This is a genomic window from Enterobacter cloacae complex sp. IR5450 (genome assembly GCF_049238665.1).
GTDB classification, from domain to species: Bacteria; Pseudomonadota; Gammaproteobacteria; order Enterobacterales; family Enterobacteriaceae; genus Enterobacter; species Enterobacter hormaechei_C.
Window position 1 is genome coordinate 123655 of record NZ_JBMKIC010000008.1, and the last position, 25359, is coordinate 149013.

The window sequence follows — 25359 nt, forward strand, 5'->3', positions numbered from 1 at the left end:
TAAGTGTACCTGTAAAGTGGCTATGAAACATGTCTTACGAAAATCATCAGGCGTTAACGGGCTTAACGCTGGGAAAATCGACCGATTACCGCGACACCTACGATGCAAGCCTGTTGCAGGGCGTGCCGCGCAGTCTGAACCGCGATCCGCTCGGGCTGCACGCTGACGCGCTGCCGTTTGTCGGCGGCGACATCTGGACGCTGTACGAACTCTCCTGGCTGAATGCGCGCGGTCTGCCGCAGGTGGCCGTGGGCCACGTCGAGCTGGATTACGCCAGCGTAAACCTGGTCGAATCCAAGAGCTTTAAGCTCTATCTCAACAGCTTTAACCAGACCAAATTTAACAGCTGGGACGAGGTGCAACAGACGCTTGAACGTGATTTAAGCGCGTGCGCGCAGGGGAACGTAACCGTCTCGTTATACCGTCTGCATGAGCTGGAAGGTCAGCCCATCGCCCATTTCCACGGCACCTGCATCGACGATCAGGACATTGAGGTGGAAAGCTATGAATTTAGCAGCGACTACCTGGAAAACGCGGCGGGCGGAAAAGTGGTCAACGAGACGCTGGTTAGCCATCTGCTGAAATCCAACTGCCTTATCACCCATCAGCCGGACTGGGGCTCGGTACAGATCCAGTACCGCGGCCCGCAGATTGACCGTGAAAAGCTGCTGCGTTACCTGGTGTCATTCCGTCATCACAACGAATTCCACGAGCAGTGCGTGGAGCGCATCTTCAACGACATCCAGCGTTTCTGCCAGCCCGAAAAGTTGAGCGTTTACGCCCGCTACACCCGTCGCGGCGGTCTGGATATCAACCCGTGGCGCACCAATACCGATTTTGTGCCTGCCACCGGACGACTTGTGCGCCAGTAAGATAAATATTTTCACAATATGCGGGCGGTATTCCGCCCGAAGTGTTGTGAAACGTCATAAGCCAGGGCTATTGTAATCAACAGGGAAAGACGATAATCGTCCCATAAGGAGCTCACTTGATTACACATATTAGCCCGCTTGGCTCTATGGATATGTTGTCGCAACTGGAAGTGGACATGCTTAAACGCACCGCCAGTAGCGACCTTTATCAACTGTTTCGTAACTGTTCACTTGCCGTACTGAACTCCGGAAGCCTGACCGACAACAGTAAAGAGCTGCTGTCCCGCTTCGAAAGTTTTGATATCAACGTGCTGCGCCGCGAGCGCGGGGTGAAGCTCGAAGTGATCAACCCGCCGGAAGACGCTTTTGTCGACGGGCGTATTATTCGCTCACTTCAGGCCAACCTGTTTGCCGTGCTGCGCGACATTCTGTTTGTTAACGGACAGATCAGCAATGCCGGACGTTTCCAGCATCTTGACCTGGAAAGTTCCGTTCATATCACCAACCTGGTCTTCTCCATTCTGCGTAACGCCCGTGCCCTGCACGTGGGCGAAGCGCCGAACATGGTCGTCTGCTGGGGCGGTCACTCCATTAACGAAACCGAATACCTGTATGCCCGCCGCGTAGGGACGCAGCTCGGCCTGCGCGAACTGAATATCTGTACCGGTTGCGGTCCTGGCGCGATGGAAGCGCCGATGAAAGGCGCGGCAGTAGGACACGCACAGCAACGCTATAAAGAAGGCCGTTTTATCGGCATGACCGAGCCATCGATCATCGCCGCTGAGCCGCCTAACCCGCTGGTTAACGAACTGATTATTATGCCGGATATCGAAAAACGTCTTGAGGCGTTTGTCCGTATCGCGCACGGCATCATCATCTTCCCGGGCGGCGTAGGCACGGCGGAAGAGCTGCTTTATCTGCTGGGGATCCTGATGAATCCGGCCAACAAAGATCAAGTTCTGCCGCTGATCCTGACCGGCCCGAAAGAGAGCGCCGACTACTTCCGCGTGCTGGACGAGTTTATCGTGCATACGCTGGGCGAAGACGCGCGCCGTCACTACCGCATTATTATTGACGATGCCGCAGAAGTGGCCCGTCAGATGAAAAAAGCGATGCCGCTGGTGAAAGAGAATCGTCGTGATACCGGGGATGCCTACAGTTTTAACTGGTCCATCCGTATCGCACCGGATCTTCAGATACCCTTCGAGCCGTCGCATGAGAACATGGCGAACCTCAAACTCTATCCGGATCAGCCGGTGGAAGTGCTGGCTGCCGACCTGCGTCGCGCCTTCTCTGGCATCGTGGCGGGGAACGTGAAAGAGGTAGGGATCCGCGCAATTGAAGAGTTCGGGCCGTATAAGATCCACGGTGACCCGGAGATGATGCGCCGCATGGATGACATGTTGCAGGGCTTTGTCGCTCAGCACCGCATGAAGCTTCCAGGTACTGCCTATATTCCGTGTTACGAAATCATCAAGTAAAGCGACATATCTCTCCTCTCAAGCCGGATCGTCATCCGGCTTTTTTATTAGTGATGCAATTCATAGCGATCTTCAATGTTATTAACAAATCTGACGCCTGCGCAAACGATTACCTCGTTTTTGAAACCGTAAATAATCAGCCTTAATCGAAATTACCCGCCAGAAAATCCTAAAATCCCATTTCTTTACAGCGAAAGACACCTATCTCGCGGGTCGACCTTTTCGAAAACATGTCGTTAATGGTAGCCTTCGCGCCCGTAAATTCTCTTTGATGTTTTTTTAACAGATAAATGGTCTAAAGATACCCACATCACAAGTGGATTATTGCATTTGGGATCGCGATCACTGATAGATTCATAACTAGAATGTATCTTTCCGCCCGCCAATAGTTACGGGCAAAAATTATTAAAAAACCGTCACTGAACGAATTTCATATTACCGTCAGGCACTTTTTCATCGGATTTGACTAAAAACCTGACAATTTGCTTCCTCCAGGAGATACAGATGGAAACCACTCAAACCAGCACCGTTGCTTCGATTGAATCCCGAAGCGGTTGGCGCAAAACGGATACCATGTGGATGCTTGGCCTGTACGGCACAGCAATCGGCGCTGGTGTACTGTTCCTTCCTATCAACGCAGGTGTCGGCGGTATGATCCCGCTGATCATCATGGCCCTCATCGCTTTCCCGATGACCTTCTTTGCACACCGCGGCCTGACCCGCTTCGTGCTGTCCGGTAAAAATCCGGGCGAAGACATCACTGAAGTCGTTGAAGAACACTTCGGCGTCGGCGCAGGTAAGCTGATTACCCTGCTCTACTTCTTCGCGATTTACCCGATTCTGCTGGTGTACAGCGTTGCTATCACCAACACCGTTGAAAGCTTTATGATGCACCAGCTTCAGATGACCCCGCCGCCGCGTGCGATTCTGTCCCTGATCCTGATCGTCGGTATGATGACCATCGTGCGCTTCGGCGAGCAGATGATTGTGAAAGCGATGAGCGTGCTGGTGTTCCCGTTTGTTGCGGCTCTGATGGTGCTGGCTCTGTACCTGATCCCACAGTGGAACGGCGCTGCGCTGGAAACCCTGTCTCTGAGCAGCGCATCCACGACCGGCAACGGTCTGCTGCTGACCCTGTGGCTGGCGATCCCGGTGATGGTGTTCTCTTTCAACCACTCGCCAATCATCTCTTCCTTCGCGGTAGCGAAGCGTGAAGAGTACGGCAATGGCGCTGAGAAGAAGTGCTCCAGCATCCTGGCTCGCGCGCACATCATGATGGTACTGACCGTCATGTTCTTCGTGTTCAGCTGCGTGCTGAGCCTCTCCCCGGCGGATCTGGCGGCGGCGAAAGAGCAGAACATCTCTATTCTGTCTTACCTGGCAAACCACTTTAACGCACCGCTGATTGCGTGGATGGCGCCGATCATCGCGATTATCGCCATCACCAAATCCTTCCTGGGCCACTACCTGGGCGCACGTGAAGGCTTCAACGGCATGGTGATTAAATCTCTGCGTGGTAAGGGCAAGACCATTGAAATCAACCGTCTGAACAAAATCACTGCACTGTTCATGCTGGTGACCACCTGGGCGGTAGCCACCCTGAACCCAAGCATTCTGGGCATGATTGAAACCCTGGGCGGCCCGATTATCGCGATGATCCTGTTCCTGATGCCGATGTACGCGATTCAGAAAGTGCCTGCGATGCGCAAATACAGCGGCCATATCAGCAACGTGTTCGTTGTTGTGATGGGCCTGATTGCCATCTCCGCTATTTTCTACTCGCTGTTCAGCTAATACCTCCTGCGCCGTCTGCGGACGGCGCACTTCTCCCCTCTGACTGAAGCAATGGACGCATCATGATTAGCGTATTCGATATCTTCAAAATCGGTATTGGTCCTTCCAGCTCTCACACCGTCGGACCAATGAAAGCCGGTAAACAATTCACGGATGACTTGATTGCACGCGGCATTTTGCACGACATCACCCGCGTGGTTGTCGATGTATATGGTTCCCTTTCCCTGACCGGTAAAGGCCACCATACCGATATTGCCATTATCATGGGGCTGGCGGGTAATCTGCCGGATACCGTTGATATTGATGCAATACCTGGCTTTATCCAGGACGTGAACACCCACGGTCGTTTGCTGCTGGCGAACGGCGAGCATGAGGTTGAATTCCCGGTTGATCACTGCATGAATTTCCATGCGGATAACCTGTCGTTGCACGAGAATGGCATGCGCATTACCGCGCTGGCCGGCGACAAAGCGGTTTACAGCCAGACGTATTACTCCATCGGCGGCGGGTTTATCGTCGACGAGGACCATTTTGGTCAAAGCACCAATTCTGCTGTTGATGTGCCGTACCCTTACAAAAACGCGGCCGACTTACAGCGTCACTGCCAGGAGACAGGGCTTTCTCTCTCCGGCCTGATGATGAAAAACGAGCTGGCCCTGCACAGCAAAGAGGAACTGGAACAGCACTTCGCTAACGTCTGGGAAGTGATGCGCAGCGGCATTGAGCGCGGGATCACCACCGAAGGCGTGCTGCCGGGTAAACTGCGTGTTCCGCGTCGTGCGGCTGCGCTGCGCCGCATGCTGGTCAGCGCCGACAAAACCACCACCGATCCGATGGCCGTCGTCGACTGGATCAACATGTTCGCGCTGGCGGTGAACGAAGAGAACGCCGCGGGCGGCCGCGTCGTCACCGCACCAACCAACGGGGCGTGCGGCATTGTTCCGGCGGTCCTGGCGTATTACGACAAGTTTATCCGTGAAGTGAACGCAAACTCACTTGCACGCTACCTGCTGGTCGCCAGTGCGATTGGCTCACTGTACAAGATGAACGCCTCAATTTCTGGCGCGGAAGTAGGCTGTCAGGGTGAAGTGGGCGTAGCCTGCTCTATGGCGGCGGCGGGTCTGGCCGAATTGCTGGGCGCAAGCCCTGCGCAGGTTTGTATCGCGGCGGAAATCGGCATGGAACATAACCTGGGGCTGACCTGCGATCCGGTCGGCGGACAGGTCCAGGTGCCATGCATCGAACGTAACGCCATCGCCTCGGTGAAAGCAGTGAACGCGGCCCGTATGGCGCTGCGTCGTACCAGCGAACCGCGCGTCTGCCTCGACAAGGTTATCGAAACCATGTACGAAACCGGCAAAGATATGAACGCCAAATACCGCGAAACCTCCCGCGGTGGCCTGGCGATGAAGATCGTCACCTGCGATTAAGCCTCTCAGGAAGCCTCGTTTTGCGAGGCTTCTTCCTGTTTTCCCCACCATTCATAGTTTCATGCTGCGCTCAGTGTTACCCTTCACCCATTAGACATAAGGGAGATTATCTGTGGCCGTTCATTTGCTTATCGTCGATGCTCTTAACCTGATTCGCCGTATTCATGCGGTACAGGGCACACCCTGCAAGGACACCTGTTTACACGCGCTGGAGCAGCTTATCCGCCACAGTGAACCCACCCATGCGGTCGCGGTTTTTGATGACGAAGCCCGCAACACGGGCTGGCGGCACCAGCGCCTGCCGGACTACAAAGCCGGGCGTGCGCCGATGCCGGACGATCTGCACGCAGAAATGCCCGCTATCCGCGCGGCCTTTGAGCAGCGCGGCGTTCCGTGCTGGGGCGCCCACGGTAATGAGGCTGACGATTTAGCCGCAACGCTGGCGGTTAAAGTCGCGAGCGCCGGACATCAGGCGACTATCGTTTCAACCGACAAAGGCTACTGCCAGCTGCTCTCCCCCACTATCCGTATTCGCGACTATTTTCAAAAACGCTGGCTGGACGCGCCGTTCATTGCCAGCGAGTTTGGCGTATCGCCTGAGCAACTGCCGGATTACTGGGGGCTGGCGGGGATCAGCAGCTCTAAAGTGCCGGGTGTCGCCGGTATTGGACCCAAAAGCGCCGCACATCTGCTGACGGAGTTTCAGAGTCTGGAAGGGATGTACGCCCGGCTGAACGAGGTGCCGGAAAAATGGCGCAAAAAGCTGGAGGCGCATAAAGAAATGGCGCTTATCTGCCGGGAGGTGGCGACGCTACAGACTGATTTACAGCTGGACGGGAATTTACAGCAGTTAAGGTTAGAACGTTAAAACAACTACACGATTTTGTAGGCCCGGTAAGCGCAGCGCCACCGGGCGTTACAAACGTTATCGCTCGTCGCGACGCCCCCCCACGGCCGCCCACCAGCGACGGATATGCACAGTCACTTCTTCGCGGTCGTGATAAAGCTGACGCGCCTGGATTTCCGCGTTAATCCCGTGTTCATCCAGCTGCTGCTGAATATAAGCCAGGTTCTGCGACACCTCTTCGTAGCGCTTTTTCATCGGCAGCTTGAGGTTGAAAATCGTCTCACGACACCAGCCGTTCACCAGCCAGGAGGCCATCAGCGCGGCCACTTTCGCCGGTTTTTCTACCATGTCGCACACCATCCAGGAGATGTTGTTGCGGTTCGGGCGATAGCGGAAACCGTCTTCACGCAGCCAGGTGACCTGTCCGGTGTCCATCAGGCTTTGCGCCATTGGGCCGTTATCAACGGACGATACCCACATGTTGCGTTTCACCAGCTGATAGGTCCAGCCGCCCGGGCACGCGCCAAGGTCGACGGCATACATGCCGTTTGCCAGCCGTTCGTCCCACTCGTCCGCCGGGATAAAGACGTGAAACGCCTCCTCCAGCTTGAGGGTTGAACGGCTCGGCGCATCTGCCGGGAAGCGCAGACGCGGGATCCCCATAAAGAACGGCGAGTTATTGGTGGTATACGAGTAGCCTGCGTAACAACATCCTGGCGCAATAAAGAAGATATGCACGACTGGGCGCTTTGGCGTTTCGTAGTTTGTCAGCACACCCGCATCACGCAGCGCCGCGCGCAGCGGCACGGTGAACTTACGGCAGAACTTCATCAGCTCTTTGCTTTCGTTGGTGTCGGCCACTTCCACGCGCAAATCGCCGCCCTTCTCCACCACGCCCTGCAACAGGCCAACAATCGGCGTGATGCGATCTTCCGGCGGAAGATCTTTCAGCAGTTCACCCGCGACAAACATCTGACGGGCGAAAATCAATGAGCTGAACGGCAGTTCGCGCGCCAGCTTGTCGGCATCATCAGGCTGATAGCATTCAAATACCACATAGCCCGCGTTCTCTTTGACGCGAGCGAATCCAAAGACTTCACGCTTCGCCGCTTTATCGGTGATTTCCGCGGCGCACTCTTTCTCAAACCCCGGGCGACAATATAAAACAACCTTATTCATGAACAACGCCCTTGCGTTTCAGACGGATAGCTCCGATAAACATTAACACCCAACCCGCCAGGAAGCTGACGCCGCCGACAGGTGTAACAAACGCCCACAGGCGTAAATGCGACAGCGCCAGACAGTAAAGACTGCCGCTGAACAGTACGGTACCCAGCGCCAGAAAGACGCTGCTCCAGTAAAACCAGATGCTGATGCGGCGCTGCATCGCCACCGCCAGCCCAAAAATTGCCAGCGTGTGGAACGCCTGATATTCAAGGCCGGTCTGGATCCACCCCATCTCCACAACGCCCAGAGATTTGCTTAAGACATGCGCGCCAAACGCGCCCAGAGCTACAAAAATAAAGCCACTCACCGCGGCGAAAATCAGCATGAATCGGCTGGTCATGTTTAAGTCCTGAATTGATGCGTGCCCGGCACACAAACGTTATTGTTCATACCTGAAGCGGAATTTTTCTTGCTCGCTTGCCGCTTTCGCCAGTATCCACTGCCGGAAAGCGGCTATTTTACCCAGTTCTGCCTGACTGTCATGACAAACCAGATAAAATGCATTCTTGCTGACCAGTACATCGTTAAATGGGCAAACCAGACGGCCTGCCTCAATTTCGGACTGCGCCATAACGTTGTTTGCCAACGCCACGCCCTGCCCGTGAATGGCAGCCTGTAGCACCATCGCGCTGTGGCTAAAAATGGGCCCCTGCTGCACGTTTATATGATTAAGACCTAACTGGCGGGTATAAGTTTGCCAGTCGCGACGCGACGCATCGTGCAAAAGCGTATGTTGCGCCAGATCGGCGGGCGTTTTGAGCGCTTTATCCCCCGTCAGCAGCAGCGGTGAACAGACCGGCAACAGATATTCTGCGTATAATTTTTCCACACGCAAGCCCGGCCAGTTACCGCGACCGTAAAAAATCGCCACGTCCACATCATCTGCAAGCTTGTCTTCCTGACGGTCCACCGCCTGGATTCGGACATCGATTCCCGGATAAGTTGAGTTAAAGCTTGAGAGTCGCGGCACCAGCCACTGAATGGCAAAACTGGGCAATAAACTCACAGTCAGGGCGCCTTTTGCGCTCCGGGCCTGAAGCTTGCGAGTGGCTTCCGTCAGCTGGGAAAAAATCTCTTTAATATCCTGAAAATAGCTCTGCCCCTCTTCGGTCAACAGCAACGAACGGTTGCGTCGACGGAACAGCTTAAGCCCCAGAAAATCCTCCAGAGACTTGATTTGATGACTTACTGCGGCCTGTGTCACAAAAAGCTCATCGGCTGCGCGGGTGAAGCTGAGGTGGCGTGCTGCTGCATCAAAAACACGTAATGCATTAAGGGGTGGCAATCGCTTGGACATGGTTATCTGGCTTAGATGTTAACGAGATTTAACATATAGGAAACAACGTTTAACCTATTAGTTTTTTTTATCTGAGCCATTATAATTTGTCCGTTGAGGAACTACCAGCAAATACCTATAGTGGCGGCACTTCCTGAGCCGGAACGAAAAGCTTTTTTTGGAATGCGTGTTCTGAAGGGCTTTTGGCTTACGGTTGTGATGTTGTGTTGTTGTGTTTGCAATTGGTCTGCGATTCAGACCACGGTAGCAACGCTACCAATTTTTCACTTCCTGTACATTTACCCTGTCTGTCCATAGTGATTAATGTAGCACCGCCAACTTGCGGTGCTTTTTTTTCGCTTATCTAACTGTTAATGCTCGATTTCCTTCATCTCTTTCACGTCAGTGCGATTGATCTGCTGTTTGTTCCCGTTAGCATCTTTGTATGAAATCATCCCGGTATCATTATCGGTTGTCGGTTTCCCTTCAGAGACGATAGATCGACCATCGTTGGTATGCATTACGTAGTTATTTCCAGAACAGGCGCTCAGGGCAAAGGTCAACGCACAGGCAGAAATGATTGCAGCTGTCTTTTTCATGATTATCTCCTTTAGCAATTAATGCTATTCAAACCTCGATTTATAACAGGCTAAAACATCCGCCTAACACTATTTAGCATAACCTGCTTTTTCAGACTCGCCAGGATAAGCAGACAAATCTGATAGATATCAACTTCCTTGCCCTGCCGATGAATTTGCGCGACGATCGTAGAATCGATATGAGGAATTCCATGAACGCTTTCAGTCCTGCGCAGTTTCGCGCACAGTTTCCCGCGCTGGCCGATGCCGGCATTTATCTTGATAGCGCTGCCACGGCCCTTAAACCGCAGGCGGTGATTGAGGCAACCCGCCAGTTTTACAGCCTGAGCGCCGGGAACGTGCACCGCAGCCAGTATGCCGACGCGCAGCGCTTAACGGCGCAATACGAAGCCGCACGGGATCAGGTCGCGCGCCTGATCAATGCTGACAGCGGTAAGAACATCGTCTGGACGCGGGGCACCACCGAGGCCATTAACATGGTTGCGCAATGTTACGCGCGTCCGCTGTTGCAGCCCGGGGATGAGATCATCGTCAGCGAGGCGGAACACCACGCCAACCTGGTGCCCTGGCTGATGGTGGCCGAACAAACCGGGGCACAGGTTGTAAAGCTCCCGTTGGGTGCGGACTTCCTGCCTGACGTGGCGCGTCTGCCTGAGCTGATTACGCCGCGCAGCCGTATTCTGGCGCTGGGGCAGATGTCCAACGTCACCGGCGGCTGTCCGGATCTGGCGCGTGCCATTGAGATTGCCCATGCCAGCGGCGTGGTGGTGATGGTCGACGGTGCGCAGGGTGTGGTGCATTTTCCGGCTGATGTGCAGGCGCTGGATATCGACTTCTATGCCTTCTCAGGGCACAAATTGTACGGGCCAACCGGTATCGGCGCGCTGTACGGCAAACCTGAACTGCTGGCCCGGATGACGCCGTGGCTCGGCGGCGGCAAGATGATTACCGAAGTCACCTTCGACGGTTTTAAAACGCAGGATGTGCCCTACCGCCTGGAAGCCGGTACCCCAAACGTGGCCGGGGTTATTGGCCTGAGCGCGGCGCTCGAATGGCTGGCAGAAACGGACGTGGTTCAGGCTGAAAGCTGGAGCCGGGGTCTGGCGACGCTGGCGGAAGAAGAACTGAAAAAACGTCCGGGTTTTCGCTCGTTCCGCGTGCAGGACTCCAGCCTGCTCGCCTTTGATTTCGCGGGCGTGCACCATAGCGACATGGTAACGCTACTTGCCGGATACGGCATTGCCCTGCGTGCCGGACAGCACTGCGCCCAGCCGCTGCTGGCGGCTATTGGCGTGAGCGGTACCCTGCGCGCCTCGTTTGCACCGTACAATACAAAAAGTGACGTCGATGCGCTGGTTTCCGCCGTCGACCGCGCCCTGGAATTACTGGTGGATTAATGACAAGTTCAGCTTTAGCCGGACACCCGTTCGGCACCGTTATTACTGAAGAGACGTTAAAACAGACCTTTGTCCCGCTCACGCAGTGGGAAGATAAATATCGTCAGCTGATCCTGCTGGGCAAACAGTTGCCTGCACTGTCAGACGAGCTGAAATTACAGGCGAAGGAGATCGCAGGCTGCGAGAACCGCGTCTGGCTTGGGTTTAGCGTATCCGGTGAGAAACTGCATTTCTTCGGCGACAGCGAGGGACGCATTGTTCGCGGTCTGCTGGCGGTGCTGTTGACCGCAATCGAAGGGAAAAGCGCCGCAGAGCTGCTGGCGCATTCTCCGCTGGCGCTGTTTGATGAGCTGGGACTTCGCGCACAGCTTAGCGCCTCGCGCGGTCAGGGACTGATTGCGCTAAACGACGCGGTGCTGGATGCCGCCCGTCAGGCTCAGGCCTGACGTTCCGCCTTCGCCATCATCTTCTTCAGGGCGTGAGAGACCGCCACAAAGCCGAAGGAGGCGGTCACCATGGTGGCTGCTCCAAACCCTGAGGCACAATCCATCCGCTTTGGCCCTTCCGCCGTGCTTTTCATCGCACAAACTGAACCATCCGCCTGCGGGTAGACCAGCGCTTCGGTGGAGAACACGCAGTCGACGCCCAGCTTGCCCTTGCTGTCCTTCACCACATTGAAGTCGCTCTTCAGGCGTTCACGCAGCTTGGCAGCCAGCGGATCCTGAATGGTTTTCGCCAGATCCGCCACCTGGATCTGCGTCGGATCGATTTGCCCGCCCGCGCCGCCGGTCGTGACCAGCGGCACCTTGTAACGACGACAGTAAGCGATCAGCGCCGCTTTTGGCCGCACGCTGTCGATGGCGTCAATCACATAGCTGTAGCCTTTGCTCATGTACTCCGCGACGTTATCTGCCGTCACAAAGTCGTCGATCACCGTCACCCGGCACTCCGGGTTGATGAGACGAATACGCTCCGCCATCACCTCGGACTTCGCCAGACCGACGTTATCACGCAGGGCGTGGATCTGACGGTTAGTGTTAGTCACGCAGACATCATCCATATCAATCAACGTAATTGCGCCAATGCCGGTTCTCGCCAGCGCTTCTGCCGCCCACGAACCCACGCCACCAATGCCCACCACGCAGACATGCGCATCCGCGAACAGTTGCAGGGCTTTTTCACCATATAACCGTGCCGTGCCGCCGAAACGCTGGCGCCAGGCATCGCTGATTACCACAGACATAAAACCTCAGATGTAAAAAGGGTGAGGTATTCCTCACCCTGAACCGTAATCCGTCTTGCGCTCAGAATACCACAATCAGCCGCTGAATACGTTTCCGGTACCCGGCGCTGTCTTCAGCACCCACACGCGTCCGTAGTGGTTATACCAGCCTGCACGATGGCCGGCATCCGGGCCGATGCCCTGATAAATGTCGAAGTGCTGGCCTTTGATCGCCCCACCCACGTCCAGCGCCACCATCAGGCGTAATTCATACTTGCCGTTGAATTTGCCGTTGTTGTCGAGGAGTGGAACTTCCGCCAGCAGAGTGGTACCCGCCGGAATAATCGAACGATCCGATGCCACAGAAGCGCGGCCAATCAGCGGGACGGCGCTCGCCCCTTTCACCGGCGCAAAGTTCTGCGGTTTGAAGAAAACAAACGATGGGTTCTGCTCAAGCAGCTCACGCACTTCCGCTTCGCTGTGCTTTTCGCCCCATTCGCGGATAGCCTGCATCGACATATCTTCTCGTTTCACTTCGCCACGGTCGATCAGCACCTTACCGATGCTGCGATAGGCATGGCCATTTTTACCGGCATAGCTAAAGAAGTTCAGCGGCGAGCCGTCGCCAAAATCAATATAGCCGCTGCCCTGCACGTCCATAATGAAGTTGTCCATCAGCGAGTTGCTGTAGGCCAGAACATAATTTTCGCTCAGCGCGCCGGCGTAGATCTCGGCGCGGGACGGCAGACGACCGCGTTTCGGCGGCATACGGTAAATGGGATACTGGAACTCGCCCTGGCGCGTGTGTCGCGCCTGGACAACCGGGGTGTAGTAACCGGTAAACTGGACGTTACCGTAGTTATCCGCCCCCTCCATCTGCCAGGCATCGATACCAAACTGGCGCATATTGCGGGTATCACCGCCTGCACGCAGCCAGTCCTGCACGGCACTATAAACGTTGTTCTGTGCGCCATACAGGCGCGGCGACGCTTTGCGGATCTGGTACACCTGCTCGGAGAAATCCCCGGCATTGATTGGAGCACCCACGGCATCGGGCTGGTTAACTAAAGAGAAAGGCTGGGATAATTTCCCGTCTTTATACTGTTGACCGCGATCGGTCGGTTTGGAAGAGCAGGCCGCAAGAATCGCCACCATTGCGCCTGTCATCAGATACTTCGCCCAACGTCCTTTCATTATATCTCGTCTTTTAGTTGCCCAATTCCGCGAGATGAAGATAACAAACCCACCGTGTTAATGAAATGCAATCGCCTTCCCTTTGGCAAATTCTGCACAAAAAATAGTCCAAAGTGGCTTTTGCCGTTCATTTTGCATACAAAATAATGAATTATGTGAAAAAGGGGTTGCATCACAAACCTATCCGAGTATAGTGCGCTTCCACGGACGCGGGGTGGAGCAGCCTGGTAGCTCGTCGGGCTCATAACCCGAAGGTCGTCGGTTCAAATCCGGCCCCCGCAACCAATTAAAATTTGAGGAAGTATCTTCTACGAGTGTAGAAGTTTTTGCGAAGTAGTTCGAATCACAGCAAGGCGACGACGCAGTGAATCCTTAGGAGCTTACTCCAGTAAGTGACTGAGGTGAACGAGGAAAGTCAACGCAGATGTGGTTTGAAATACGAAGCAAAAAGACGGACGCGGGGTGGAGCAGCCTGGTAGCTCGTCGGGCTCATAACCCGAAGGTCGTCGGTTCAAATCCGGCCCCCGCAACCAATCAAATTTGAAGAAGTAAGTTTCTACAAGTGTAGAAAGACGGACGCGGGGTGGAGCAGCCTGGTAGCTCGTCGGGCTCATAACCCGAAGGTCGTCGGTTCAAATCCGGCCCCCGCAACCAATCAAATTTGAAGAAGTAAGTTTCTACAAGTGTAGAAAGACGGACGCGGGGTGGAGCAGCCTGGTAGCTCGTCGGGCTCATAACCCGAAGGTCGTCGGTTCAAATCCGGCCCCCGCAACCAACACTTCTTAAAACAATAAACACCCTGAAGGGTGTTTTTTTGTATCTGGCGTTTGTGAAAATGCCGGGCATGATACCCGGCTTAATGCCCTACCCCCGCCGCGCCAGCGTTTCCCCGTCTGAGAAGTAGGCCCGGATCCCCGCCAGAATCGACTCCGCCACTTCCTGCTGGAATTTAGCCGTCTTGAGCTTACGTTCCTCTTCCACGTTACTGATAAACGCGGTTTCGACCAGAATGGAAGGAATATCCGGCGCTTTCAGTACCGCAAATCCGGCCTGCTCGACGCTGTTTTTGTGCAGCTTGTTGACCCGGCCCAGTTTGCCCAGCACCGCTTTACCAAACTTCAGGCTGTCGGTAATAGTCAGCGACTGCACCATATCAAACATCGTATGGTCGACGTAACGGTCGCCACTTTTGCTCACACCACCGATTAAATCCGAGGCGTTCTGCGTGTCCGCCAGGTATCTCGCCGCGGTGCTGGTCGCCCCTTTTGTTGACAGGGCAAACACTGAGGATCCGCTCGGCTGGCGGCTGGTGAAGGCATCCGCATGAATAGAGACAAACAGATCCGCGCGCTGCTTTTGCGCTTTTGCCACGCGGACCTTCAGCGGAATAAAGACATCTTCGTTGCGCGTCATATAGGCGCGCATATTGCCCTCTTTGTCGATCAACGCCTTCAGACGACGGGCAATTTGCAGCACCACATCTTTTTCGCGGGTGCGATATTTCCCGACGGCGCCGGAATCTTCTCCGCCGTGGCCAGGATCGAGCATGATCACAATCGGGCGATCGCGCCCCGCCTTGCCAGGCTTTGGACCACTTTGCGCTGGCGGAACCTGGCTGTCGAGATCGCCTTTGTTGTAATCCTCAAGTAATGCCAGGAGCGGATCCTGAATATCCGTCGCATTCGCCGGATAGAGATCCATCACCAGACGCTCCTTAAAGGCGGCAACAGGCGCAAGGGCAAAGAGCTGCGGTTTCACGTTCTGCTTCAGCTCAAACACCATGCGCACGGTTTGCGGATCGAACTGCCCGACGCGCGCCGATTTGATAAACGGATCGTCGCCACGGATTTGTGCTGCCATGCCTTTAAGCACGGAGTTGAGGTTCACACCTTCGAGATCAACCACCACACGTTCAGGATTGCTGAGGGCAAATTGCTTGTATTTCAGCACGCGATTGGACTCGACCGTCACGCGCGTATAGGTCGACGACGGCCAGACGCGCACCGCGACTACCTGGCTTGTGGCGGCAAGACCCACCTGGCTGACGCTAAGCAACCACATCGCCCCGGCCCCTTTTAACAGGCGGCGGCGGCTTATTGCTGAATTGGATCCCGACATGCTTCTCCCGAGCAAGAAATCTGATTGATGAACAAAACGCCCAAATTGACCGAAAACTTTAACGAATGACGCATAAACTGTCATCTATAAAAGGGTAAACAATCATACGTTAACGCACGGATTACTTATTATTTTCTGTGGGTCGCAGAAAATTTAGGCTTGCACACGCGGCCACGATCGAATAAAAATACATAAATTACGAATAAACATTCACTAAGGGTTGTGTCATGGTTAAGGAACGCAGAACCGAACTGGTCCAGGGATTCCGCCATTCTGTTCCCTATATCAACACCCATCGGGGAAAAACGTTTGTCATCATGCTTGGCGGCGAAGCCATTGAGCATGAAAACTTTTCTAGCATCGTCAATGATATCGGCCTGCTGCACAGCCTCGGCATCCGTCTGGTGGTGGTGTATGGCGCACGTCCGCAAATCGAAGCCAACCTGGCCGCCCATCACCATGAGCCGATCTACCACAAACACACGCGCGTGACGGACGCGAAAACCCTCGAGCTGGTCAAACAGGCGGCGGGTCTGTTGCAGCTCGATATCACCGCCCGCCTGTCGATGAGCCTGAATAATACGCCGTTGCAGGGCGCGCACATTAACGTGGTGAGCGGCAACTTTATCATCGCTCAGCCGCTCGGCGTGGACGATGGCGTGGATTACTGCCACAGCGGCCGCATCCGCCGTATTGATGAAGACGCCATTCACCGCCAGTTAGACAATGGCGCGATCGTCCTGATGGGGCCCGTTGCCGTCTCCGTAACGGGTGAAAGTTTTAATCTGACCTCAGAAGAGATTGCCACCCAGCTGGCCATTAAGCTGAAAGCGGAAAAAATGATCGGCTTTTGCTCCTCGCAGGGTGTCGTGAACGATGAGGGCGTGATTGTGCCAGAACTTTTTCCGAATGAAGCCCAGGCGCGCGTGGAAGCGCTGGAAGCAGAAGGCGATTACTATTCCGGTACCGTGCGTTTTCTGCGCGGCGCCGTTAAAGCGTGCCGCAGCGGGGTGCGCCGCAGCCACCTGATCAGCTATCAGGAAGACGGTGCGCTGTTGCAGGAACTGTTCTCCCGGGACGGGATCGGTACGCAGATCGTCATGGAGAGCGCCGAGCAGATCCGCCGTGCCACCATCAACGATATCGGCGGCATTCTGGAGCTGATCCGTCCGCTGGAACAACAGGGCATTCTGGTTCGCCGATCCCGCGAGCAGCTGGAGATGGAGATCGACAAGTTCACCATCATTCAGCGCGATAACCTGACCATTGCCTGTGCGGCGCTTTATCCGTTCCCGGAAGAGCAGATTGGTGAAATGGCGTGCGTCGCCGTGCATCCTGATTACCGAAGCTCCTCACGGGGGGAGCTGCTGCTTGAACGCGTGGCGGCACAGGCGCGCCAGATGGGTCTGAGCAAGCTGTTCGTGCTTACCACGCGCAGCATTCACTGGTTCCAGGAGCGCGGCTTCACGCCGGTGGATATTGATTCCCTGCCGGAAAGTAAGAAAGAGATGTACAACTACCAGCGCCGCTCGAAGGTGTTAATGGCGGACCTGGGATAACAGTCACCCTCTCCTGTTGGAGAGGGTGTTCACTCAGACAGATTCAAATATCGCGCTTAATCCGCTTCTGCGCTCGGTACGGGAGGCAATCGCCTGACTCAACACGCGCTCATCCGCATACAGCGACAGGCGCTGGCGCGCACGGGTAATGGCGGTGTAGACCAGTTCGCGGGTCACTACCGGCGACAGCTGTGTCGGCAGGATCAGCGCCGCATGGTTGAACTCGGAGCCCTGAGATTTATGTACCGTCATCGCCCATGCCGTTTCATGCTCTGGCAGGCGGCTGGGCTGGACGGACTTCACGCTACCGTCCGGTAGCTGGAACCAGACGCGCAGACCGTTACCGCGATCGAGCGCAATGCCGATATCCCCGTTGAACAGCCCCAGCGCACTATCGTTGCGGGAGATCATCACTGGCCGGCCTTCATACCATCGCGAATGCAGCTGACGGTTAATTTTGCGTTTCTGCACCAGCAACTGCTCCAGCCTGTCGTTCAGGCCCGTGACGCCAAACGGCCCTTCCCGCAATGCGCACAGAAGCTGGTATTCGCCAAATGCGGCGATGACCTGTCCGGGCTGACTGCGCTGCTGCACGCAGCTCAGAAAATGCTGGTATCCCTGGAGAGCCTCCTCAAGCATAGCCTGATATTCTTCCCCGCTTTGCAGCGATTTCTTTTCAATGTCAGTGAAGGTACCGTCAAACACCGTGCGCGTGGCGTGCCTGTCGCCACGGTTGACCGCCGCAGCCAGCTGGCCGATGCCGGAGTCGCTACCGAAACGGTAGCTTTTTTGCAGCAGGCACAGGCTGTCACGCAGTGCGCCCGCGATCGGCGTGTGATCGGGTTCAAGCGAGCAGCCGGTCAGACGGGCGAGCTCCTGCGCCCGCGCGGCGGTATAACCGTAACTGGCGTAGGTACAGATATCTCCCAGCACCGCCCCGGCTTCTACAGAGGCGAGCTGGTCGCGATCGCCCAGGAAAACCACCCGCGCATGGGGTGGCAGAGCATCAATCAGGCGCGACATCATGGTCAGGTCGATCATGGAGGCTTCATCCACCACCAGCACGTCCAGATGCAGCGGATTACCCGCATGGTAGCGCAGCCGCTGGCTACCCGGCTGCGCGCCGAGCAGACGGTGCAGAGTACTTGCTTCACCCGGGAAAAGCGCAAGCTGCTCCTGAGTGAGCGGCAGCTGTTGCATCGCGCCGCCCAGTGATTCGGTCAGACGCGCCGCAGCCTTCCCGGTGGGCGCCGCCAGACGAATACGGCATCGCTGCTCTCCTGAAAGCTGTATCAGGGCTGCCAGCAGCTTTGCGACGGTCGTTGTTTTCCCCGTTCCCGGGCCGCCGGATATCACCGAGATCCGCCGCGTCAGGGCGACGGCCGCCGCCACTTTCTGCCAGTCTGTGTCCTCACCGGAGTCAAACAGCCTGTCCAGCGTCTGGCGAAGCTGTGCTTCGTCGCAGGGAAGCGGCGCATTGGTCTCACTAAAGAAACGCGCTACCGTCAGTTCATTTCGCCACAGGCGGTTCAGGTATAAGCGCTCCCCCGTCAGGATCAGCGGTGCCTGGTTGTCTCCCGGCCCAACGGCTGACGATTCCCGCAAGATTTTCTGCCAGTCCACCTTATCTCCCAGCAGCGCAAAGCAGGACTGGAGGACAGGCGGCATTTTCTCGTCAACCACCAGACGCGAGAGCGGCAGACACACATGCCCCTCTCCGGCATCTTTACTCAACAGGGCAGCGGCAAGCATCACGGCGGGCTGGTCAGCGGCAATCATCATGGCAAACTGCACGTCCAGCTGACGCAGCACGCGTTGCTCTACCGCATCCAGCAATAAGTCCTGCATCGTCATGCCATCTCCTCCGTGTTTGCTGCAAACAGGTTATCCATTTTATTAATCAATTCCGCATCCGGACGAGTGCTGAAGATCCCGGAGCGCGGATCGGCAGCGTCAACCCCGCGCAGGAACAGGTAGATGACGCCGCCAAAATGATCGTCGTAGCGGTAATCCGCAATACGGTGGCGCAAATAGCGGTGCAGCGCCAGGGTATAGAGCTGATATTGCAGATCGTAGCGATGCATTTGCATGGCGGCCGCCATCGCCTGCTGGGTATAGGCTGCGCTGTTCTCGCCCAGCCAGTTTGATTTGTAATCCAGCAGGTAGTACCGTCCTTCGTGACGGAAGACCAGGTCGATAAACCCTTTCAGCATGCCCTGCACCTGACGGAAGTTCAGCGGCGGGCAACCAGCTGACAGCGGATCGTACTGACGGATAAGCGCATCGAGCGCGTCGGCCTTAAGCGGGCCTGCGACGGGCAGATAAAACTCCATCTCAACCTGCTTATTTTTGGCCGTTAACTGGCGAAGAGAGAAGCCCTGCGCCGTCAGCGGCGCTTGCAAAATGGCGTTGATCCAGTCAGTGAGAACGGGCTGCCAGTGCGCGTCATAGCCTCCGCTCTGCAACATCTTCAGCACCCACTCCTCACTGACAGGCTGGGTGAAATCAAGCTCTTCAAAAAGGCTGTGCAAAAAGGTGCCCGGCGACGCGCCGCGTGGGAACTGATGCGGAGTTAACGTCGGTTCAACCGGAACATCGCCTACCCCTGCGGCATCCACGTCCAGCTTCGGCATGAGATCCTGCGCAATACTTTGCCCTTGCTGTTGCAGGCCAGAATAGCTGGTGACGCGCCAGTCGTCGGCAAGCACCCGTGTGATCTGGCGCGCGTTAAGATCGGTCACGGGCTCTTGCGCCATTTCCCAGCGGCTGTTGTCTGGCAGAGAAGGGATATGCAGGGCGATATCGTCTCCGCAAAGCGACTCAATACAGAGGCGCAACCCCGCCGCATCTTTTGGCTCACCACGCTGAATAAGCCGCCCTAAGGCGCTTAAATGGAAATCGCTCTCCCCTGTTTTTTCCCCGCGACGGCGGAAAACCGGCGCGACGCCCAGGCTGCAATGCCAGACAGAACGGGTCAGCGCCACGTAAAGCAGGCGCAAATCCTCCGCCAGACGCTCCGCTTCCGCCAGCTCAACGCTGGTTTCCGCCTTGCTGAGATCGAGCACCGCATCGAAAGTCTCGCGGTCATGATAATAGGCCTGATCCTGAACGCGGTAGTTGGCGATAAAGGGCAGCCAGACCAGCGGATACTCGAGACCTTTCGATTTGTGAATGGTGACGATTTGCACCAGATGCTTATCGCTCTCAAGACGCATCTGCTGGCTTGAGGCGTTACTGTTTGGATCCGCGATTTGCTGCGCCAGCCAGCGCACGAGGGCATGTTCACTTTCAAGCTGGGTGCCGGCTTCCTGCAACAGTTCGCTGATGTGTAAAATATCGGTAAGACGCCTTTCACCGCCGGATGACGCCAGCATATTTTCGGCAATCTGACGCCGCGTCATCAATTCGCGCAGCATCGCCATGACGCCGCGTTTTTGCCAGCGTTCACGGTAATGGACAAACTCTTCCACCACCGCATCCCATGCGTTTTCGTCATGGTTGAGCTCATCAATATCGCGCGCGTTCAAACCCAGCATAGAGCTGGCCAGCGCGCTTCGAAGCGTATTTTCGCGCTCCGGCGCCAGTACCGCCTGAAGCAGCCAGAGCATTTCCTGGGCTTCCAGCGTGTCGAACACGCTGTCACGGTTAGAGAGATACACTGACGGAATATCCAGCAACGTTAGCGCATCGCGGATTAACGCCGCTTCCTGACGACTGCGCACCAGCACGGTAATATCAGAGGCTTTAACAGGATTTGCCTGTTCCCCCTTCCACAGCAGCGCCTCGCCGCGGTTGCCTGCGCTCAGCCAGTCACGGATTTGCGCGGCGCAGTGCTGGGCCATCGCCGCCTGATAGTCAGCAACGCCATAGCCTTCCCCTTCAAGCAGCCAGAAGGTCATGGCGGGCTGCTCCGCGCCACTGACTTCGAAGCGCAGGGATGCGTTTTTTGGGGCGGATTTCACCGGCAGGAAAGGGATTTCATTGAACATGAACGCCGTCTCCATACGGCTGAACAGCGCATTGACGCTCTCAACCATCCCCGGAGCGGAACGCCAGTTGGTGTCTAACGTGTAATGCGCGACAACTTCACTACGGGCTTTCATATAGGTGAAGATATCTGCCCCACGGAAGGCGTAAATCGCCTGTTTAGGGTCGCCAATCAACAACAGGGCAGTGTCGGGCTGCTGTCGCCAGATGCGGCGAAAAATGCGGTACTGCTGGGGGTCGGTGTCCTGAAATTCGTCAATCATCGCCACCGGAAAACGGGTACGGATCGCGCTGGCGAGCGCTTCACCATTCTCGCTGGACAGGGCTTCGTCCAGGCGGCTCAGCATGTCATCAAACCCCAGCTCGCCCCGGCGACGTTTTTCGCGCGCGACGGCCTGGCGGATCTCCGTCATGGCGCGGGTGATCATCAGGTCATTGAGCGTTAATGGCTCCGCAAGCAGCGCTTCAATCGCCACAAACAGGGGATGCTCAGGCACAATACCGTCGGCTTTGGTTCGCTCGGTCAAAAAGCGCTGCGAAAATTTTTCCAGTGCGTCCGGAAGCTGGTAGCCCCGCGTCTCCTCCTGGGCCCAGGCGCTGATCTTTTCGATCCACTTCCCCTGGTTCCCACGGTTGAACTTGCGTCTGTCGATGCCTGAGTTTTCGATGATTGCATCAATTTCACCAACCGACTCATTCCACTTCTGCTTAAGCGCGGTAATTTTGGCGACGATCTTTTCATGGCGCGAGGCCAGCGTTTCATCGGCAGGCGGAGGAGATTTAATGACCGGCGCCTCGCCTTGCAGGTAACGGTCGATGGCGCGAAGAAGCTCTTCCGGACCTTTCCACAGGGCGTGAACCGCTTCGGCAATGTCGCGCTGCAACGGATAACAGTGTCGACGCCAGAAATCCGCACAGGCCTGATAGCGAAGCTCGGATTCATCTTCAATAAGCTGCTGCTCAAAGAGCATGCCGGATTCAAACGCATTCAGGCTCAGCATGCGCTGACAAAAACCGTGAATGGTGAAGACGGACGCTTCATCCATTTGCCGTTCGGCCAGCAGCAGCCATTGCGCAGCCTGTTGCTTATCCGCAATCTCGTCCAGCAGGCTCGCGTAGAGGGGGTTATCCGTCGTCTGACGCAGACAGGCAATGCGCAGCTCATGAATGTTGCTGCGAATACGGCCACGCAGCTCGGCAGTGGCCGCTTCGGTGAAGGTTACCACCAGCAGCTCTTCCACGCTTAACGGGCGCGAAAAAGCGGCGTTGCCGCCGAGCCCCAACAGCAGACGCAGATATAGCGCGGCGATGGTATAGGTTTTTCCCGTTCCCGCTGAGGCTTCAATCAGTCGTTCACCCTGTAGAGGTAAACTTAGGGGATCAAGCGGCTCAGCGGTATGGGTCATTCTTTCTTACTCCAGGGCATTGTTTGTTGCAGCGCGCTGACGCTCTTCCAGACGGTCCACTCTTTTGATTTTACGTAGTCCGTTTTCCCGTTCTGGCTGCCAGAAACCTGAGACAGGATGGCCATACCCTGCGGTTTTACTACCGCCTGATGGAAGAAATCGGCAACCTTTTGTGGCGTCAGCTGTTTTATTTCGGCCACTATTTTATCACGCGAATCAAATTTCATATTACCGCGATCAAAATCTTTGCTCAGCTGCGAGGCCTCTTCACCCAGCGTCTGCGGCGGCTGCATCACCTGGGCGATAACTGCCTGCTGGATTTGGGCAAACTCTTCCGGCTTCATGGCGCGCAGTTTTGCTTCCGCCTGCGGGAAGAACGCCTGATAACGCTGCCACAGGTAAGCGGGTTGCTTGTCACTGCTTTGCAGAAGGAAGCCCAGCCCCCACTGACGGCCCACATTCATGGAGAAAGCGAACACCGCATAGCCCAGCTGCTCTTCGGTGCGCAGCTGGTTGTAAAACCACGGCTGAATAATTTGACCAAGCACAGCACTCTGGGCAGAGCTGGTAAATTCGTCATAACCGACAGGGACAAACACCGCGGCCAGCGCGGAATCCGTGCTGCTTCCCGCTTTTTCGAAGATCACGTTCTGCTTTTTCTCTACCAGCACATCCTGGTTACGGCACCACTCATCGCCTTTTGAACCCAGTTGCGCACGGACGTTTTGCGCCAGCGTTTTAGCCTGATCTTCGCTCATATTCCCTACAACCAGGAACTCCGGACGGGTATTGGTTTTCAGCGCATCACGGTAAGCCAGCACCTCTTTTAAGGTGACTGAGGGCAATATCGCGCGGCGATCTTCGCGCTGGAAGTACGGAATTTGCGACAGCATCTGTGCTGGCATAATCGCCTGATCGTAGGCTTTACCCTTCTCGGCAGAATCCATCATCTGGGCATACCAGGACTTAGCCTGCTCGAGCTGTTCTTCCGTAGGCGTATAGCTGAAATAACCGTCCAGCAGCGCCTGGAACAGCTGCGGCAAACGCTGGGTATAGCCGTTGGCATTCACCATCAGGCCGTTATTGGCGTTGGTGGAGAAACTGATACCACCAACGGCAGCCTGGTTGCTGAGCTGATCGAGGGCAATACCGGCCAGATAATCATTAAGCGCAAACAGCACCTGGTTTCTGGCGCTGTCCATTGCTTTGGGGTTACGCAGCACCACGCTGACATCCGCTTTTGGCTCGTCGGCGAAATAGCGGCTTGGGGTGTAGACCACGCGCAGCGTCGGCTCATCAACAATCAGCTCCGGGTGCGGATACGCCTTTGCGGGTTTGATCAGCGAGAAATCGTCCGGGATGTAGGGGTTAAGCTCCGGTAACTTCAGCGCAATTTCCCCCGCCTTTTTCTGCCAGCCCGCGAAGGTCTGTTCGCTGATTTTTTCAACCTGATACGGGGCATCAACGAAGTAGGCCATTTTGTTATGCGGTTCGTTCGGGCTGATATACCAGACGCGGGCATTCTGCGGAGTCATCATCGCCAGACGCGCTTTGAGCGCTCCGGCGTCAAACTGGTCGGCAATATTTACCGCATCCAGCGTATGTTCCACCGGCACGCGGATCATGGTATCTGCCAGCCACTCAACGTAGTCCATATCACGCGTGATAGAGGGATAGCGGAAATCGAGATCCAGCACATGCGCCAGCTCGTCAAAGTAGCGTTTATCGACGCCTTTGTCGCGCAGCAGAGAGAGATAACTGAAAATGGCCGCAACGACGTCGTTCCGGTGAGCCAGCCCTTTATCGGTCAGCGTCGCGGAGATGGCCAGCACGCCGCTATTCCCATTTACAACGGGATCGGAGTCAGCGCGAATACCTTCCACCAGCCCCTGCTTTTGCAGCCAGTCGGAGAGCGTACCCGGGCTGCGGTTGCCGATAAGATACGTCACCAGCTCGTCGGTTTTGCTGCGGAACTGCGCCGTGTTGTTATCAATACGGAATTCAACGCGTAACACCTTGCGCGGCAAGGCCGGCACATAGTGAATAACAATGCCTTTTTGCGCGTCCGTGACAACTGGCACGTTAATCTGCGGCAGATCGATATTTTTATTTGGCACCCTGCCGTAGGTCTGCGCGGCCATGTTTGCCAGCGTCGGCAACGGTTTATTGCTGTAGATAACCGCTTTCATCAGATTGGCGGAATAGTATTTTTCACGAAACGCATGCAGCGCATCGAGCACCGGGCTACCTGGCTTGTCGCTCAGCGTTTCAAGGTTGCCGCCTGAGAAGCGCGAACCCGGGTGCGCCGGATTGATGGTTTCAGCACTAACCTGCGCCATGCGCATACCGTCTCGCGTGCGCGCCATCGTCAGTTCGGCGTTCACGGCATTACGTTCACGGTCAGCGTATTTTTTATCCAGCAGCGGTGCGGCGATGGCATCCGCCAGACGATCCACCGCCCCATCAAGCGCATCATTTTCCACTTCCAGGTAAAACGCGGTGCGATACGGCGCGGTACTAGCGTTGTGGCTGCCGCCATGCATTTTCAGAAATTCGGACAGGCTGTCAGGCTGTGGGTATTTTTTAGATCCCATCAGCGTCATGTGCTCAAGGTAGTGCGCCAGTCCCGGATGGGCGTCAGGATCTTCCAGCGAACCCACCGGCACAACCAGCGCGGAGAGCGATTTCACCGCCTGAGGATCGGAAACCAGCAGTACGGTCATCCCGTTATCAAGACGAATCGCCTGATACTGACGGGTGTCCTTATCGCTCTTACGGATTGTTTCCTTGACAGGTTGCCAACCGGAATCGGCCTGTGTGACGGGAGCCCAAAGGGCGATAAACAAAACAAACGCTTTGAACAAGGTGCTGCCTGGCATTACGACCTCTTTATCACGGCTACATCATTAACAACGTGCGTGCTGGACACGCCAGCATCTCTTTCTTTGGG

18 protein-coding genes and 4 tRNA genes are annotated in these 25359 nt (G+C 55.8%); 12 read left to right on the forward strand and 10 right to left on the reverse strand.

What is annotated here, in order from left to right:
* Positions 1–29 precede the first annotated feature (29 nt).
* The 5 genes from queF (at position 30) to xni (ending at position 6445) form a co-directional block, all read left to right on the forward strand.
* A complete protein-coding gene (queF, locus tag ACOTYB_RS09315; RefSeq protein ID WP_023323687.1) occupies positions 30–872 on the forward strand; it encodes an NADPH-dependent 7-cyano-7-deazaguanine reductase QueF in 843 nt (280 codons plus the stop codon).
* A gap of 116 nt (positions 873–988) precedes the next feature.
* On the forward strand, positions 989–2353 hold the full coding sequence (gene ppnN / locus ACOTYB_RS09320) for a nucleotide 5'-monophosphate nucleosidase PpnN (RefSeq protein ID WP_126524513.1): 1365 nt from the start codon (positions 989–991) through the stop codon (positions 2351–2353).
* A gap of 504 nt (positions 2354–2857) precedes the next feature.
* A complete protein-coding gene (locus tag ACOTYB_RS09325; RefSeq protein WP_003862749.1) occupies positions 2858–4147 on the forward strand; it encodes an HAAAP family serine/threonine permease in 1290 nt (429 codons plus the stop codon).
* Positions 4148–4209: 62 nt separating this feature from the next.
* The gene (locus ACOTYB_RS09330; RefSeq protein WP_003862751.1) at positions 4210–5577 is read left to right on the forward strand and encodes an L-serine ammonia-lyase; all 1368 of its coding nucleotides are present in this window, start codon (positions 4210–4212) and stop codon (positions 5575–5577) included.
* 112 nt (positions 5578–5689) lie between these two features.
* Positions 5690–6445 carry a flap endonuclease Xni gene (gene xni / locus ACOTYB_RS09335; protein WP_063979317.1) on the forward strand — a complete coding sequence of 252 codons (756 nt, stop codon included), beginning with the start codon at positions 5690–5692 and terminating at the stop codon, positions 6443–6445.
* Positions 6446–6502: 57 nt separating this feature from the next.
* Here xni and rlmM read toward each other — a convergent pair whose 3' ends face one another.
* From rlmM to ACOTYB_RS09355, 4 genes are all read right to left on the reverse strand, one after another.
* Positions 6503–7603 carry a 23S rRNA (cytidine(2498)-2'-O)-methyltransferase RlmM gene (rlmM, locus tag ACOTYB_RS09340; RefSeq protein ID WP_003862754.1) on the reverse strand — a complete coding sequence of 367 codons (1101 nt, stop codon included), beginning with the start codon at positions 7601–7603 and terminating at the stop codon, positions 6503–6505.
* Positions 7596–7991 carry a DUF423 domain-containing protein gene (locus tag ACOTYB_RS09345; protein WP_003862756.1) on the reverse strand — a complete coding sequence of 132 codons (396 nt, stop codon included), beginning with the start codon at positions 7989–7991 and terminating at the stop codon, positions 7596–7598. Before ACOTYB_RS09345 ends, rlmM begins: the two co-directional genes overlap by 8 nt.
* A 39-nt stretch (positions 7992–8030) precedes the next feature.
* A complete protein-coding gene (gene gcvA / locus ACOTYB_RS09350; RefSeq protein WP_003862758.1) occupies positions 8031–8948 on the reverse strand; it encodes a glycine cleavage system transcriptional regulator GcvA in 918 nt (305 codons plus the stop codon).
* 350 nt (positions 8949–9298) lie between these two features.
* Positions 9299–9526, reverse strand: coding sequence for a YgdI/YgdR family lipoprotein (locus tag ACOTYB_RS09355; RefSeq protein ID WP_003862759.1), 228 nt, complete (start codon positions 9524–9526; stop codon positions 9299–9301).
* Between the two features lie 191 nt (positions 9527–9717).
* Between ACOTYB_RS09355 and csdA the strand changes: the two genes are divergently transcribed.
* Both csdA and csdE read left to right on the forward strand, forming a co-directional pair.
* Positions 9718–10923 (forward strand): cysteine desulfurase CsdA, encoded by a 1206-nt coding sequence (gene csdA, locus ACOTYB_RS09360; RefSeq protein ID WP_022651789.1) that lies wholly within the window; start codon positions 9718–9720, stop codon positions 10921–10923.
* The gene (csdE, locus tag ACOTYB_RS09365; RefSeq protein ID WP_003862762.1) at positions 10923–11369 is read left to right on the forward strand and encodes a cysteine desulfurase sulfur acceptor subunit CsdE; all 447 of its coding nucleotides are present in this window, start codon (positions 10923–10925) and stop codon (positions 11367–11369) included. Before csdA ends, csdE begins: the two co-directional genes overlap by 1 nt.
* On the opposite strand, the gene tcdA is transcribed toward csdE, so the two are convergent.
* Together tcdA and mltA are read right to left on the reverse strand one after the other, a co-directional pair.
* Positions 11360–12166, reverse strand: a complete 807-nt coding sequence (gene tcdA, locus ACOTYB_RS09370) for a tRNA cyclic N6-threonylcarbamoyladenosine(37) synthase TcdA (protein ID WP_126524517.1) — start codon at positions 12164–12166, stop codon at positions 11360–11362. The genes csdE and tcdA overlap by 10 nt on opposite strands.
* Before the next feature lie 75 nt (positions 12167–12241).
* Positions 12242–13339 (reverse strand): murein transglycosylase A, encoded by a 1098-nt coding sequence (gene mltA, locus ACOTYB_RS09375; protein ID WP_003862765.1) that lies wholly within the window; start codon positions 13337–13339, stop codon positions 12242–12244.
* Positions 13340–13547: 208 nt separating this feature from the next.
* Between mltA and ACOTYB_RS09380 the strand changes: the two genes are divergently transcribed.
* The 4 genes from ACOTYB_RS09380 to ACOTYB_RS09395 all read left to right on the forward strand — a co-directional run bounded on the left by ACOTYB_RS09380 (position 13548) and on the right by ACOTYB_RS09395 (position 14114).
* Positions 13548–13624: transfer RNA gene (locus ACOTYB_RS09380), tRNA-Met, on the forward strand.
* Between the two features lie 171 nt (positions 13625–13795).
* Positions 13796–13872, forward strand: a tRNA-Met gene (locus tag ACOTYB_RS09385).
* A 44-nt stretch (positions 13873–13916) separates the two neighbouring features.
* A tRNA-Met gene (locus ACOTYB_RS09390) sits at positions 13917–13993 on the forward strand.
* Positions 13994–14037: 44 nt separating this feature from the next.
* A tRNA-Met gene (locus ACOTYB_RS09395) sits at positions 14038–14114 on the forward strand.
* Positions 14115–14203: 89 nt separating this feature from the next.
* Here the strand turns inward: ACOTYB_RS09395 and amiC are convergent.
* Positions 14204–15457, reverse strand: a complete 1254-nt coding sequence (gene amiC, locus ACOTYB_RS09400; protein ID WP_003862766.1) for an N-acetylmuramoyl-L-alanine amidase AmiC — start codon at positions 15455–15457, stop codon at positions 14204–14206.
* 227 nt (positions 15458–15684) lie between these two features.
* Between amiC and argA the strand changes: the two genes are divergently transcribed.
* The gene (gene argA, locus ACOTYB_RS09405) at positions 15685–17016 is read left to right on the forward strand and encodes an amino-acid N-acetyltransferase (RefSeq protein WP_003862767.1); all 1332 of its coding nucleotides are present in this window, start codon (positions 15685–15687) and stop codon (positions 17014–17016) included.
* A 33-nt stretch (positions 17017–17049) separates the two neighbouring features.
* Here argA and recD read toward each other — a convergent pair whose 3' ends face one another.
* Genes recD through ptrA form a run of 3 tightly spaced genes read right to left on the reverse strand, consistent with a single transcriptional unit; the run spans position 17050 to position 25288 of the window.
* A complete protein-coding gene (recD, locus tag ACOTYB_RS09410) occupies positions 17050–18870 on the reverse strand; it encodes an exodeoxyribonuclease V subunit alpha (RefSeq protein ID WP_126524519.1) in 1821 nt (606 codons plus the stop codon).
* Entirely contained in the window at positions 18867–22409 is a 3543-nt protein-coding gene (gene recB / locus ACOTYB_RS09415) for an exodeoxyribonuclease V subunit beta (protein WP_220153314.1), read from the reverse strand. The genes recD and recB overlap by 4 nt, the downstream gene beginning before the upstream one ends.
* Entirely contained in the window at positions 22406–25288 is a 2883-nt protein-coding gene (ptrA, locus tag ACOTYB_RS09420) for a pitrilysin (protein WP_032610060.1), read from the reverse strand. Before ptrA ends, recB begins: the two co-directional genes overlap by 4 nt.
* Positions 25289–25359 lie beyond the last annotated feature (71 nt).

Coding starts and splice junctions, on each gene's coding strand:
- queF (WP_023323687.1), top strand. CDS start 30: ATGTCTTACGAAAATCATCAGGCGTTAACGGGCTTAACGCTGGGAAAA.
- ACOTYB_RS09325 (WP_003862749.1), top strand. CDS start 2,858: ATGGAAACCACTCAAACCAGCACCGTTGCTTCGATTGAATCCCGAAGC.
- ACOTYB_RS09330 (WP_003862751.1), top strand. CDS start 4,210: ATGATTAGCGTATTCGATATCTTCAAAATCGGTATTGGTCCTTCCAGC.
- rlmM (WP_003862754.1), bottom strand. CDS start 7,603: ATGAATAAGGTTGTTTTATATTGTCGCCCGGGGTTTGAGAAAGAGTGC.
- ACOTYB_RS09345 (WP_003862756.1), bottom strand. CDS start 7,991: ATGACCAGCCGATTCATGCTGATTTTCGCCGCGGTGAGTGGCTTTATT.
- gcvA (WP_003862758.1), bottom strand. CDS start 8,948: ATGTCCAAGCGATTGCCACCCCTTAATGCATTACGTGTTTTTGATGCA.
- ACOTYB_RS09355 (WP_003862759.1), bottom strand. CDS start 9,526: ATGAAAAAGACAGCTGCAATCATTTCTGCCTGTGCGTTGACCTTTGCC.
- csdA (WP_022651789.1), top strand. CDS start 9,718: ATGAACGCTTTCAGTCCTGCGCAGTTTCGCGCACAGTTTCCCGCGCTG.
- csdE (WP_003862762.1), top strand. CDS start 10,923: ATGACAAGTTCAGCTTTAGCCGGACACCCGTTCGGCACCGTTATTACT.
- tcdA (WP_126524517.1), bottom strand. CDS start 12,166: ATGTCTGTGGTAATCAGCGATGCCTGGCGCCAGCGTTTCGGCGGCACG.
- mltA (WP_003862765.1), bottom strand. CDS start 13,339: ATGAAAGGACGTTGGGCGAAGTATCTGATGACAGGCGCAATGGTGGCG.
- amiC (WP_003862766.1), bottom strand. CDS start 15,457: ATGTCGGGATCCAATTCAGCAATAAGCCGCCGCCGCCTGTTAAAAGGG.
- argA (WP_003862767.1), top strand. CDS start 15,685: ATGGTTAAGGAACGCAGAACCGAACTGGTCCAGGGATTCCGCCATTCT.
- recD (WP_126524519.1), bottom strand. CDS start 18,870: ATGACGATGCAGGACTTATTGCTGGATGCGGTAGAGCAACGCGTGCTG.
- recB (WP_220153314.1), bottom strand. CDS start 22,409: ATGACCCATACCGCTGAGCCGCTTGATCCCCTAAGTTTACCTCTACAG.
- ptrA (WP_032610060.1), bottom strand. CDS start 25,288: ATGCCAGGCAGCACCTTGTTCAAAGCGTTTGTTTTGTTTATCGCCCTT.